The following is an 11,624-nucleotide window of genomic DNA, read 5'->3' as shown; positions in this document are numbered from 1 at the left end:
TTCCTCCGGCCTCCGGGCGCGGCCGGCCCTCCGCCGGACGGCCGCCTGCGCCGATTCCGCTGCTTACTGCAGTGCCGATTGTTCCAACGCGGTACGGCGGGCTGCCTTGGCAAGGATCGACCACGCGGCGGCCGGAACTCGGCCGGACTTGCCGAGCCGGCGGGCGGGCCGGCGCCTCAGCGCGGCTTGGCGATCGGGGCGGTGATCGCGTCGGTGAGCCGGACCAGCTCGCCCGGGGCGCACTCGATCTGCAGGCCGCGGCGGCCCGCGGAGAAGTAGATGGTCGGGAAGCCGAGCGCGGACTCGTCGACCACGGTCGGGAGCTTCTTGCGCTGCCCGAGCGGGCTGATCCCGCCGACGACGTACCCGGTGACCCGCTCCACCTTGGCGGCGTCGGCGAGCGCCGCCCGCTTGCCGCCGAGCGCGGCCGCGAACGCCTTCAGGTCGAGCCGCCCGGCGACCGGCACCACCGCGACCGCGAGGCCGCTCTCCACCTCGGCGACGAGCGTCTTGAAGATCCGCTCGTACGGCACGCCGAGCGCGTCGGCCGCCTCCTCGCCGTAGGCCTGCGCGTTCGGGTCGTGCTCGTAGGGGTGCAGGGTGAACTCCACCTTCGCCTTGGTCAGGGCGACCGTGGCCGGGGTGCCCTGCGCGCCTTTGCCCTTCGCCTTGCCCACGGCGGCCAGCGTAGCGGGTCGCGCGGTGGCGATCACGCCCCGGGATATGGATGATCTACGTTGTAAAGGCGCCTGGCCGCGACACGCCCGTTCCGCATGGTGGACGAGCCGGTACCGGGCCGCGGACGTCCGTAGACTGGTGTGGTGATTTCCCGTATCGACCTGCGAGGGTCCCTGCCGGGGGACCTGCGTGACGTGCTGCCCCGTGCCGAGCTCGACGTCGAGGCCGCCCTGGAGAAGGTACGGCCGATCTGTGAGGATGTCCGCCATCGCGGGGTGGCGGCCGTACGGGAGCTGACCGCCCGCTTCGACGGCGTCGAGCTGGAGTCGACCCGGGTGCCCGCCGCGGCGATCGAGGACGCGCTGAACGGTCTCGATCCGCGGGTGCGCGAGGCCCTGGAGGAGTCGATCCGCCGTGCCCGCCTCGTCCACCGCGACCAGCGGCGCACCGACGTCACCACCCGGGTGGTGCCGGGCGGCACCGTCACCGAGCGGTGGGTGCCGGTGGAGCGGGTCGGGCTGTACGTTCCGGGCGGCCGCGCCGTGTACCCGTCGAGCGTGGTGATGAACGTGGTGCCCGCGCAGGAGGCGGGGGTGCCCTCGCTCGCGGTCACCTCGCCCGCCCAGGCCGAGTTCGGCGGGCTGCCGCACCCGCTCATCCTCGCCGCCTGCGGGCTGCTCGGCGTCGAGGAGGTGTACGCCGTGGGCGGCGCCCAGGCGGTGGCGATGTTCGCGTACGGCACCGAGGAGTGCCCGCGCGCCACGATGGTGACCGGCCCCGGCAACATCTACGTCGCCGCGGCCAAGCGGCTGCTCAAGGGCGTGATCGGCATCGACTCCGAGGCCGGCCCGACCGAGATCGCGATCCTCGCCGACGACTCCGCCGACCCGGTGCACGTCGCCGCCGACCTGATCAGCCAGGCCGAGCACGACGTGATCGCCGCGGCCGTGCTCGTCACCGACTCGCTCGCCCTCGCCGAGGCGGTGGAGAAGGAGCTGCCCGAGCAGGTCAACGCCACCCGGCACCGCGAGCGCATCACCGAGGCGCTCTCCGGCCGCCAGTCCGGCATCGTGCTCGTCTCCTCGATCGACGACGGGATCGAGGTGGTGAACGCCTACGCGGCCGAGCACCTGGAGATCCAGACCGCGGACGCGCACGCGGTCGCCGCCCGGGTGCGCAACGCCGGGGCGATCTTCATCGGGCCGTACTCGCCGGTCTCCCTCGGCGACTACCTCGCCGGGTCGAACCACGTGCTGCCCACCGGCGGCTGCGCCTGCCACTCCAGCGGCCTGTCGGTGCAGACGTTCCTGCGCGGCATCCACGTGGTCGACTACAGCCGGGAGGCGCTCGCCGCCGCGGCCGCGCACGTGTGCGCGCTCGCTGACGCGGAGGACCTGCCCGCGCACGGCGCCGCGATCCGCGCCCGGTTCGGCTGGGAGATCCCCTCATGACCCTGCCCGGCAATCGCCCCGAGAAGCCGGCGTTCGCGCCGGTCACCCTCGCCGACCTGCCGATCCGCGACGACCTGCGGGGCCGCTCGCCGTACGGCGCGCCGCAGATCGACGTGCCGGTGCGGCTCAACACCAACGAGAACCCCTACCCGCCCTCGCCGGAGCTCGCCGAGGACCTCGCCGAGGCGGTGCGGCGCGAGGCGCTGAGCCTCAACCGCTACCCGGACCGCGACGCGCTCGCGCTGCGCGAGGACCTCGCCCGCTACCTCGGGCACGGGCTCGGGCCCGAGCACGTGTGGGCGGCGAACGGGTCCAACGAGATCCTCCAGCAGATCCTGCAGGTGTTCGGCGGCGCGGGCCGCAGCGCGCTGGGCTTCGAGCCGTCGTACTCGATGCACCCGATCATCACCGTCGGCACCGGCACCCGGTGGATCGCGGGCGCGCGCGACGAGGACTTCGGCATCGACCCGGACGCGGCGGTCGCGGCGATCGAGGAGCACCGGCCGGACGTGGTCTTCCTCACCTCGCCGAACAACCCGACCGGGACCGCGCTGCCGCTCGAGACGGTCGAGCGCGTCGCCAAGGCCGCGCCCGGCATCGTCGTGGTCGACGAGGCGTACTTCGAGTTCGCCCGGGCCGGCACGCCGAGCGCGCTCACGTTGCTGCCGGAGCACCCGCGGCTCATCGTCTCCCGGACCATGTCGAAGGCGTTCGCCATGGCCGGCACCCGGCTCGGGTACCTCGCCGCCCACCCGGCGGTGGTCGAGGCGCTCCAGCTCGTCCGCCTGCCGTACCATCTGTCCACGTTGACGCAGGCGGCGGCGCGGGTGGCGCTCGCGCACGCCAAGGAGCTGCTCGGCACCGTGGACGCGCTGCGCGCCGAGCGGGACGCGACCGTGGAGTGGCTGCGCGCCCAGGGCCTCGAGGTGGCCGACTCCGACGCGAACTTCGTGCTGTTCGGCCGGTTCGCCGACCGGCGCGCGGTGTGGGAGGGCCTGCTCGAGCAGGGCGTGCTCATCCGGGAGGTCGGTCCGCCGCAGTGGCTGCGGGTGACGATCGGCACCGAGGACGAGATGGCGGCGTTCCGCGCGGCGCTCACCCGGGTGCTCACCCGGGTGCCGGCGCGGGACGGCGCACGACGGGAGGGCGCATGAGCAGGATCGGGCGCGTCGAGCGCGTGACCGGGGAGACGTCGGTGCTCGTCGAGGTGGACCTCGACGGCACCGGGCGGTACGAGGTGTCCACCGGGGTCGGCTTCTTCGACCACATGCTCTCCCAGCTCGCCCGGCACGGCCTGTTCGACCTCACCGTGAAGACCGAGGGCGACCTGCACATCGACTCCCACCACACGATCGAGGACACCTCGCTCGCGCTCGGGGCCGCGTTCCGCGAGGCGCTTGGCGACAAGTCCGGCATCCGGCGGTTCGGGCACGCGTCCTGCCCGCTCGACGAGACGCTCGCCCAGGTCACCGTCGACCTGTCCGGCCGGCCGTACCTGGTGCACACCGAGCCCGAGGGCATGGCGCCGATGATCGGCCCGGACTACGACACGACGATGACCCGGCACATCCTCGAGTCGTTCGTCGCCCAGGCCGCGGTCTGCCTGCACGTGCACGTGCCGTACGGGCGCAACGCCCACCACATCGTCGAGGCCCAGTTCAAGGCGCTCGCCCGGGCGCTGCGCGAGGCGTGCGAGCCCGACCCGCGGGCCACCGGCGTGCCCAGCACCAAGGGGGTGCTGTGACCGAGAACTGGACGGCGATCGCCATGGTGTTCGTCGGCCTGTTCCTCGTCGGCGGCGTCATCTCGTTCGTCAGGCAAGGGCTCAGGCTCGGCGCCGCGATGCTCGGCGTCGGCGCGGCCCTCGCGCTCACCGCGGGGGTGCTGTGGTGGTGAAGAAGGTCGTCATCCTCGACTACGGGTCCGGGAACCTGCGCTCGGCCGAGCGGGCCCTCGCCCGGGTCGGCGCCGACGTCACGGTGACCTCCGACGAGAACGCCGCGATGAACGCCGACGGCCTGGTCGTGCCCGGCGTCGGCGCGTTCGCCGCGTGCATGGCCGGGCTGCGCGCGGTGCACGGGGACCGGATCATCCAGCGGCGGCTCGCCGGCGGCCGCCCGGTGCTCGGCATCTGCGTCGGCATGCAGATCCTGTTCGAGCGCGGCGTGGAGCACGGCATCGAGACCGCCGGCTGCGGCGAGTGGCCGGGCGTGGTCGAACGCCTCGACGCGCCGGTGCTGCCGCACATGGGGTGGAACACCGTGCAGGCCCCCGAGGGCTCGGTGCTGTTCGCCGGGCTCGACCCGGACACCCGCTTCTACTTCGTGCACTCCTACGGGGTGCGCAAGTGGGAGCTGCAGGCCGGTCCCGGGTTCGCCGAGCCGCTCGTCACCTGGGCCGAGCACGGCGTGCCGTTCGTCGCCGCGGTGGAGAACGGCGCGCTCATGGCCACCCAGTTCCATCCGGAGAAGTCCGGCGACGCCGGCGCGGTGCTGCTGCGCAACTGGCTCGGCACCCTGTGACCGCCCGTCCCGGCCGGTCCGCCGCCCGGGCGCGGTGTGCCCGGGGATTCCCCTTCCTGCTTGCCCCTTCTGCTTGACCGGAGGTCCTCGACCATGTCGCTGGTGCTGTTGCCCGCCGTTGACGTCGCCGACGGGCAGGCCGTCCGCCTCGTCCAAGGGGAGGCGGGCACCGAGACGTCGTACGGCGACCCGCTCGCCGCCGCCCTCGCCTGGCAGGAGGCCGGCGCCGAGTGGATCCACCTCGTCGATCTCGACGCCGCCTTCGGCCGGGGTTCGAACCGGGAGCTGCTCGCCCGGGTCGTGGGCACGCTCGACATCAACGTCGAGCTGTCCGGCGGCATCCGCGACGACGAGTCGCTGCAGGCCGCGCTCGCCACCGGCTGCCGCCGGGTGAACATCGGCACCGCCGCGCTGGAGAACCCCGAGTGGTGCTCGAAGATCATCAAGGAGTACGGGGACCGGGTCGCGATCGGGCTCGACGTGCGCGGCACCCGCCTCGCCGCCCGCGGCTGGACCCGCGAGGGCGGCGACCTGTGGGAGGTGCTCGAGCGGCTGGAGGCCGACGGCTGCTCCCGCTACGTCGTCACCGACGTGACCAAGGACGGCACGCTCAAGGGCCCGAACCTCGACCTGCTGCGCCAGGTGTGCGCCCGCACCGACGCCCCGGTGATCGCCAGCGGCGGCGTGTCCTCGCTCGACGACCTGCGCGCGATCGCCGAGCTGGTGCCGCTGGGCGTGGAGGGCGCGATCGTCGGCAAGGCGCTGTACGCCGGGGCGTTCACCCTGGAGGAGGCCCTGGCCGTGGCCGCCGGCAAGTGACCCGGTACGGCGCGGCATGATGGGTACGTCACGGACATCGGGTGTGCGAGGGGCGCGGTGACGGTCGCGGTACGTGTGATCCCCTGCCTGGACGTGGACAACGGCCGGGTGGTGAAGGGCGTCAACTTCGAGAACCTGCGGGACGCGGGTGACCCGGTCGAGCTCGCCCGGCGCTACGACGCCGAGGGCGCCGACGAGCTGACCTTTCTCGACATCACCGCCTCCTCCGGCGGCCGGGAGACCATGTACGACGTGGTCCGCCGCACCGCCGAGCAGGTGTTCATCCCGCTCACCGTGGGCGGCGGGGTGCGCTCGGTGGAGGACGTGGACCGGCTGCTGCGGGCCGGCGCGGACAAGGTGAGCATCAACACCGCGGCGGTCGCCCGGCCCGAGCTGCTCCGCGAGGCCTCCGAGCGGTTCGGCGCGCAGTGCATCGTGCTGTCGGTGGACGCGCGCCGGGTGGTCGACGGCCCGCCGACCCCCTCGGGCTTCGAGGTGACCACCCACGGCGGGCGGCGCGGCACCGGCATCGACGCGGTCGAGTGGGCCCGCCGCGGCGAGGAGCTCGGGGTCGGGGAGATCCTGCTCAACTCGATGGACGGCGACGGCACCAAGGACGGCTACGACCTGGAGATGATCCGGGCGGTGCGCGCCGCGGTGAGCGTCCCGGTGATCGCCAGCGGCGGCGCGGGGGCGCTCGAGCACTTCGCCCCGGCGGTCGAGGCCGGGGCCGACGCGGTGCTCGCCGCGAGCGTGCTGCACTTCGGCGAGCTGACGATCGGCGACATCAAGGGCGCCCTGCGCGCGGCGGGCGTCACCGTCCGCTAGCGCCGCGGCACACCGCGGCCGGAACGAGGGCGCCGGAGGGGAAGGGGAGATGCGGCGGGCGGCCGAGGCCACCCCCGCGCATCGCGACCGGTACGTCGACCTGCTGCGGGCCGTCGCGATCGCCGCGGTGGTGACCGGCCACTGGCTCGTCGTCCACGTCACCGACGAGGGCGGCGGGCTGTCCGGGGTCAGCGTGCTCGACGTGGCCGCGTGGACCCGGCCGCTCACCTGGCTGTTCCAGGTCATGCCGCTGTTCTTCCTGGTCGGCGGCTACGCGAACGCGGCCTCGCTCACCTCCTACCTGCGCCGCGGCGGGAGTGCGGCGGGCTGGACGCTGCGCCGTACCGACCGGCTGGTGCGGCCCACCACGACGCTGCTGGCCGTGCTCGTCGCGGCCGCGCTCGCGGCCCGCGCGGCCGGGGTGGACGCGCGGCTGGTCGGCCTCGGGGTGTGGCTCGCGGGCATCCCGCTGTGGTTCCTCGTCGCCTACCTCGCGGCGGTGGTGCTCACCCCGGCCACGTACGGCCTGCACCGGCGGTACGGCCTCGCCGTGCCGGTGGTGCTCGCCGCGCTGGTCGGCGGGGGCGACCTGGCCCGGCTCTGGCTCGGCCTGCCGTGGGTGGGGGAGGCGAACTACCTGCTCGCCTGGCTCGCCGTGCACCAGCTCGGCATCGCCTGGCGGGAGGGGGCGCTGCCCGACCGGCGGGGCGTGGCGCTGCCGCTGGCGCTGCTCGGGTTCGCCGCGCTGGTCGGGCTCACCGTGGCCGGGCCGTACCCGGTGAGCATGGTGCAGGCCGCGGGGACGGAGATCCAGAACACCGCGCCGCCCACGCTCGCGCTGCTCGCCCTCGCCGTCACGCAGACCGGGCTGGCGCTGCTGTGCCACCGCGCGGGCAACCGGTGGCTGCGCCGCCCGCGGCCGTGGACCGCGGTGGTCGCGGTCAACTCGGTGATCATGACGATGTTCCTGTGGCACATGACGGCCGTGGTGCTCGGCGCGCTGACCCTGCACGCGGCCGGGCTGCTGCCGCGCGTCCCCGCGGGCTCGGCGGCCTGGGTGGCGCTGCGCCTGCCCTGGCTCGCCGTGCTCGCGCTCTTCCTCGCGGCCCTCGTGGCGGTGTTCGGCCGCGTCGAGCGGCGGTCCGGCCCGGTGCCGGACCCCGGCGCCGCGTCCGGGTGGCCGACGCTCGCGGGCACGATCGCGGGCGTCGCCGGCGTGATCGGCGGCCTGCTCGGCATCGCCGTCGCCGGTCCGGGCGACCACGGCCCGGCGGGCATGTCCACCTGGGGGCTGCTCGGCTACTTCGCGGGGGCCGCAATACTGCGGTACCTGCGGCACCGCACGGCCGCCGCGGCCCCGGCCGGACCCCGCGCCGCCGGCTGATCCGCCCGCGACCCGCCCCCGGCCTGCTGATGGACGCGGATAACGCCGCCTGGATTGTTGTCGCCGTCGGCGTGTGGTGTGACGCCTGTTAATCCAGGGGCAGAAAAGGTATTTGTCCGATATTCGCCTCGCGGGCGTTGCTGATCCGCTAGCTTTGTCGCGTTCGTGTGACAGTCGCGTTTTCCAGGTGTGGTTGTCGTGTCAACTCCCTTTCCTCCGCAGGGGCCGGGGCAGGGCGTGCCGCCCGGCCAGGGATATCCGCCGCAGGGCCAATTCGGGCACGACGGGCCCGGATACGGCCAGGCGTGGCAGGGCGCGCCCGGGTACGGCCCGCAGGGCCCCGCCCCCGGCGCTCCGCAGCAGCCCGGCCAGGCGCCCGGCGGACCGGCCCATCCGCAGGGCGGGTGGTCCCCGCAGCAGGGGCCGTACCCGCCGCAGGGGCAGCAGCCGCAGACGCCGCAGAACGGCGGCTCGGGCGTGCCGGGGGCGCTCCGCAAGGCGGGCAAGTCGGTGGTGAAGCGGTTGATCTTCATCGCCGTGGCCGCCGTCGTGATCGGCGTGGGCGGCTTCCTTGTGGACAACCTGACCGGCGCTCCCGTGACGGCGAAGGCCGGCGACTGCGTGGCCATCGAGGGTGACAAGCCCAAGGTCGTCGAGTGCACCGACGCCGCGGCGAAGTGGCAGGTGGTGGCGAGGCTCGAGGACAAGACCCAGGTCGAGTTCCAGATGAGCATGAACATCTGCTCCGACCACCGCGAGGCCGAGAAGGCCTACTGGGAGGGCGAGCGGATGGGGAGGGGTTACGTCCTCTGCCTCAAGCCGTACAAGTAAACGTACAAGTAAAGACGTCTGTGCCGCCCTCCGGCGGTCCGGCGCCGGAGGGCATGGACTGATCGCCGTCTGTAGGAGTGAAACGTCGCGAGTTCGCCCCCTAGGGACGCGAAATCCCCGCTACGGCGACGGCCCGGTGGTGGGCGCGTCGCCACGGCTGCACGTTCTCGGCGCGGCGCCCCGTCGGTGAGGTGTACGGCCCCTGCGCGTGCCGCCGCCCGCAGGGGATCACCTTGGTGGCGCCGGACGCCGCCGGGCGGCGACGCCGGGACGCGCCGACCCGGCCCGCCGTGCCGGTCGGTCTCCGGCGACCGCCCGGGGAACGCGGTCGCCCGGCGGGATGCGGGCTGAGCCGGGGCGTCAGCGTGCGAAGACCTGGGATACGAATGTCGCCAGCGAGTTCGCCCCGTCCGCCACACCGTCGAACACGCCTCGCACCGCTTCGGCCGCCTCCGCGGGACGGGTGTAGAGGAAGAAGATGACGAACGCGATGCCCAGGTACGTCAGCACCTTCTTGACCTTCATTGGGGGGCCTCCTGCGGATCAGTCCTGGTATTCAATACCCCGTTTTAGGCGTTTTGTCGTTTTCGGTTGTGCGGCGTCGATGGCGCTTTGATCATGCTACCGACCGCCCCTCCGCCCTTCTCAGCCCGGCACACCATTCAATGTGCCGTATGAATCGCGCGTGCGCCGCGGCTTCGCCGCGTGGCGTCATGTGACGTGGCCCACGTCCGCACCAGCGGCCTCCGCTCCCGCACGAACCCCAGCCGCACCACCGCGGGCAGCCGGTCGACCGCGAGCGCGGCGCGCAGTCCGGGTACCGCGCGGTCGCCGACGAGCGCGAGCAGCTCACGCAGGCCGGCCCCGCCGCAGGCGGACAGCCGCAGGTCGAGCCACGGCCGGTGGGCCGGGCCGCGCACCACGGCGCGCGCCCGCCGGATCCGCGGGTGCGCGCACAGCCGGGCGGCGACCGCCCGCGCCACCGGCGCGCCCGCGACCGCGACCACCCCGCTCCCGGCCCGCAGCCGGACCCGCCGCACGCGGCCCGGACGCAGCCGGCTCACCAGCCACCACAGCCCGGCGACCGCGAGCAGGAACCCGCCCGCCGCGAGCGACGGCCAGAACCAGGGCCGGTCGTGGGCGAACTCCGCCAAGTCGCCGCCGACCACCGGCCGCGCCGCCGCCTCCGGCCCGAACGCGCCCGCGCCGCGCAGCAGCGCGCCGCCGCCGAGCACGAGCAGCGCGAGACCGGTCACGGCGAGCCCGAGCCGGTTCGCCACCGCGCGGCCCCGGCTCACCGCGCACCCGCCACGGCACGCTCCCCGGCCGCCACCGGGCGGACCTTGGACCGCACGGTCAGCGAGATCAGCGGGTCGAGCCGGGCCAGCTCCCGCTCGGCCGCCTCGCGCACCCGGTCGCCGACCGCCTCGGCGTCGCGCTCGTCGGTGCACGCGGTGACGAGCAGGCGCCGCCGGCGCAGCCGTACCCGCACCCGCCGTACCCCGGTCACCCGTGCCACCTCCCCGGCGATGAGCGCGGCGAGCATCGGCCGGGACACCCCGAGCACGAGGTCGGGGTCGCCGGTGCGCAGCGGCACGAGCCGCGGCCGCCCGGGAAGGACCGCGGCGAGCACGAGCACCACGCCGAGCACGGTCACCACGCCGGCCGTGCCGAGCGCGGCCGGGTCGCGCCACGTCGTGTCCTGCGCCCAGAGCGTCGCGGGCTCGAAGGCCACCAGGTGCGGCGCCCGCTCCGCCACCACGAGGAACGTCTCGGCCACCGCGACCGCGCCCGCGCCCACGAGCACGAGGGCGGCGACCACGCTCGCCGGGGAGCGCGCGGGGCGCAGCGCCCGCAGCGCCGCGACCCGCTCGGCGGCGATCCGGTGCGACGCCGCGCAGGCCCGTCTCCGGCCGGGCCGGCGGTGCCGTACCGCCCCGCCCGGCGCGTGCCGCGCCGTGGCCCTCGCCGTGCCCCGCCCGCCCGGCAGGCGCCGCAGGGTGGTCCTCGCGACCCTGGCCGCGGTGGTCATCACGGCGCCGAACCGGGCGCCGATCCGCGCGCGGACCGCGGCGCCGAACCCCGATCCGGCCGCCGCGCCCGGCGCGGCACGGTGCCCGGCCCGCGCGCAGGCGGGCCGCCCGCCCGGGTCACGCCGGCCGGGCAGCCGGTGCCATCCGCTGCGCGGACCGTGTCCCCAGGCCCGCGGGGAGGCCCGCCCCGCCCGTCTCAGGCACTCGCGGGAAAGGTCCGGTACGGCCGTGGTGTCGGTCATGTGGTCCCCCCGATCGCGTCGGGCGGCCCGCCTGCCCGATCGGCGGCCACCCCTGGTCACGATCGGTGATACCCTGATTACGGAGAGTGATAGCACCGCTCCTCGAGAGTGGTGCCCACGCGTGCCGGTCACCGTGACCGGCCTTTCGCGTGCCCGCGGATCGTTCGCTCAGACGCCCAGCGGGGCGGAGCGCAGCAGCTCGACCGACCTCTCGTCCCCGCTGCAGGTGACCCGGGCGTGCGCCTGGCGGCCGAACGCGAACAGCAGCAGCTCCTGCGGCTCCCCGGTCACCACCACGTACGGCTCGGCCTTCCTGCCGCCGGTCCTCGCCCCGTCGGGACGGCGCAGCACCACCCCGACCGGCGCCTTCCGCAGCATGAACGGCGCCATCGTGCGCAGCCGCCGCCACAACAGGTCCTGCAGCGCCTCGGGCAGCTCGCGCGGCTCCCAGCCGTCCCGGGCCCGCCGTACGTCCTCGTGGTGGATGAACAGCTCCAGCGTGTTCACCAGCGCGTCGGCCGCGGGCAGCCGGTACGGCGACCAGACCGGGGGCCCCTGCCGTACCAGGCCGACCAGCTCCGGCCAGGAGTGCCGGTCCCGGATGCGCCGCTGCACCTTCGCGGTGTAGGGGGCGAGCGGGGCGAACCCGATGCCCGGCACCGCGTCGAAACGGCGCTCCCGCAGCACCAGGTGGGCGGCGAGGTCGGCGGTCGTCCAGCCCGCGCACAACGTGGGTGCGTCGGGGCCGACCTGCTCCAGCAGGTCGCAGAGCGCGGTCCGCTCGGTCCGTGCGTGGGTCATCCGCTCAGCCTACCCCTCACCCTCCCGCCGAGGGG

At 74.8% G+C, this 11,624-nt stretch carries 14 protein-coding genes; 9 read left to right on the top strand and 5 right to left on the bottom strand.

Features of this window, described 5'->3' with window-relative positions:
• Positions 1–176: 176 nt before the first annotated feature.
• Positions 177–677, bottom strand: coding sequence for a Cys-tRNA(Pro) deacylase (gene ybaK / locus FHX40_RS13470; RefSeq protein WP_142259933.1), 501 nt, complete (start codon positions 675–677; stop codon positions 177–179).
• Between the two features lie 144 nt (positions 678–821).
• Between ybaK and hisD the strand changes: the two genes are divergently transcribed.
• The 9 genes from hisD to FHX40_RS13430 all read left to right on the top strand — a co-directional run bounded on the left by hisD (position 822) and on the right by FHX40_RS13430 (position 8,513).
• Positions 822–2,129: a histidinol dehydrogenase gene (gene hisD / locus FHX40_RS13465; RefSeq protein WP_142259932.1), complete on the top strand. Its 1,308-nt coding sequence runs from the start codon at positions 822–824 to the stop codon at positions 2,127–2,129.
• Positions 2,126–3,283: a histidinol-phosphate transaminase gene (locus tag FHX40_RS13460; RefSeq protein WP_142259931.1), complete on the top strand. Its 1,158-nt coding sequence runs from the start codon at positions 2,126–2,128 to the stop codon at positions 3,281–3,283. The genes hisD and FHX40_RS13460 overlap by 4 nt, the downstream gene beginning before the upstream one ends.
• A complete protein-coding gene (gene hisB / locus FHX40_RS13455) occupies positions 3,280–3,873 on the top strand; it encodes an imidazoleglycerol-phosphate dehydratase HisB (protein ID WP_142259930.1) in 594 nt (197 codons plus the stop codon). Before FHX40_RS13460 ends, hisB begins: the two co-directional genes overlap by 4 nt.
• On the top strand, positions 3,870–4,025 hold the full coding sequence (locus FHX40_RS25095; protein ID WP_170198655.1) for a hypothetical protein: 156 nt from the start codon (positions 3,870–3,872) through the stop codon (positions 4,023–4,025). Before hisB ends, FHX40_RS25095 begins: the two co-directional genes overlap by 4 nt.
• The gene (gene hisH / locus FHX40_RS13450; protein ID WP_211350258.1) at positions 4,019–4,651 is read left to right on the top strand and encodes an imidazole glycerol phosphate synthase subunit HisH; all 633 of its coding nucleotides are present in this window, start codon (positions 4,019–4,021) and stop codon (positions 4,649–4,651) included. The genes FHX40_RS25095 and hisH overlap by 7 nt, the downstream gene beginning before the upstream one ends.
• Before the next feature lie 93 nt (positions 4,652–4,744).
• Positions 4,745–5,470, top strand: a complete 726-nt coding sequence (gene priA, locus FHX40_RS13445; RefSeq protein ID WP_142259928.1) for a bifunctional 1-(5-phosphoribosyl)-5-((5-phosphoribosylamino)methylideneamino)imidazole-4-carboxamide isomerase/phosphoribosylanthranilate isomerase PriA — start codon at positions 4,745–4,747, stop codon at positions 5,468–5,470.
• 57 nt (positions 5,471–5,527) lie between these two features.
• Positions 5,528–6,298, top strand: coding sequence for an imidazole glycerol phosphate synthase subunit HisF (hisF, locus tag FHX40_RS13440; protein WP_142259927.1), 771 nt, complete (start codon positions 5,528–5,530; stop codon positions 6,296–6,298).
• Positions 6,299–6,347: 49 nt separating this feature from the next.
• Entirely contained in the window at positions 6,348–7,682 is a 1,335-nt protein-coding gene (locus FHX40_RS13435; RefSeq protein WP_142259926.1) for an acyltransferase family protein, read from the top strand.
• Positions 7,683–7,880: 198 nt separating this feature from the next.
• The gene (locus FHX40_RS13430) at positions 7,881–8,513 is read left to right on the top strand and encodes an LppU/SCO3897 family protein (RefSeq protein WP_142259925.1); all 633 of its coding nucleotides are present in this window, start codon (positions 7,881–7,883) and stop codon (positions 8,511–8,513) included.
• A 360-nt stretch (positions 8,514–8,873) separates the two neighbouring features.
• Here FHX40_RS13430 and FHX40_RS25090 read toward each other — a convergent pair whose 3' ends face one another.
• The 4 genes from FHX40_RS25090 to FHX40_RS13415 form a co-directional block, all read right to left on the bottom strand.
• The gene (locus tag FHX40_RS25090) at positions 8,874–9,038 is read right to left on the bottom strand and encodes a hypothetical protein (protein WP_170198829.1); all 165 of its coding nucleotides are present in this window, start codon (positions 9,036–9,038) and stop codon (positions 8,874–8,876) included.
• A 137-nt stretch (positions 9,039–9,175) separates the two neighbouring features.
• Positions 9,176–9,811 carry an alkaline shock response membrane anchor protein AmaP gene (locus FHX40_RS13425; RefSeq protein ID WP_142259924.1) on the bottom strand — a complete coding sequence of 212 codons (636 nt, stop codon included), beginning with the start codon at positions 9,809–9,811 and terminating at the stop codon, positions 9,176–9,178.
• Positions 9,808–10,788, bottom strand: a complete 981-nt coding sequence (locus tag FHX40_RS13420) for a DUF6286 domain-containing protein (protein WP_142259923.1) — start codon at positions 10,786–10,788, stop codon at positions 9,808–9,810. The genes FHX40_RS13425 and FHX40_RS13420 overlap by 4 nt, the downstream gene beginning before the upstream one ends.
• 168 nt (positions 10,789–10,956) lie before the next feature.
• Positions 10,957–11,589, bottom strand: a complete 633-nt coding sequence (locus tag FHX40_RS13415; RefSeq protein WP_142259922.1) for a TIGR03085 family metal-binding protein — start codon at positions 11,587–11,589, stop codon at positions 10,957–10,959.
• Between the last annotated feature and the right edge of the window lie 35 nt (positions 11,590–11,624).

The sequence above is a fragment of the Thermopolyspora flexuosa genome (assembly GCF_006716785.1).
GTDB lineage: Bacteria > Actinomycetota > Actinomycetes > Streptosporangiales > Streptosporangiaceae > Thermopolyspora > Thermopolyspora flexuosa.
Note: the sequence above shows the minus strand (reverse complement) of the source record. Positions and strands in the feature narration are given on the sequence as shown.

What these genes read in the sequence shown, in the direction of transcription:
- FHX40_RS13460 (WP_142259931.1), top strand. Translation starts at nt 2,126, where the DNA reads ATGACCCTGCCCGGCAATCGCCCCGAGAAGCCGGCGTTCGCGCCGGTC.
- hisB (WP_142259930.1), top strand. Translation starts at nt 3,280, where the DNA reads ATGAGCAGGATCGGGCGCGTCGAGCGCGTGACCGGGGAGACGTCGGTG.
- priA (WP_142259928.1), top strand. Translation starts at nt 4,745, where the DNA reads ATGTCGCTGGTGCTGTTGCCCGCCGTTGACGTCGCCGACGGGCAGGCC.
- FHX40_RS13435 (WP_142259926.1), top strand. Translation starts at nt 6,348, where the DNA reads ATGCGGCGGGCGGCCGAGGCCACCCCCGCGCATCGCGACCGGTACGTC.
- FHX40_RS25090 (WP_170198829.1), bottom strand. Translation starts at nt 9,038, where the DNA reads ATGAAGGTCAAGAAGGTGCTGACGTACCTGGGCATCGCGTTCGTCATC.
- FHX40_RS13420 (WP_142259923.1), bottom strand. Translation starts at nt 10,788, where the DNA reads ATGACCGACACCACGGCCGTACCGGACCTTTCCCGCGAGTGCCTGAGA.
- FHX40_RS13415 (WP_142259922.1), bottom strand. Translation starts at nt 11,589, where the DNA reads ATGACCCACGCACGGACCGAGCGGACCGCGCTCTGCGACCTGCTGGAG.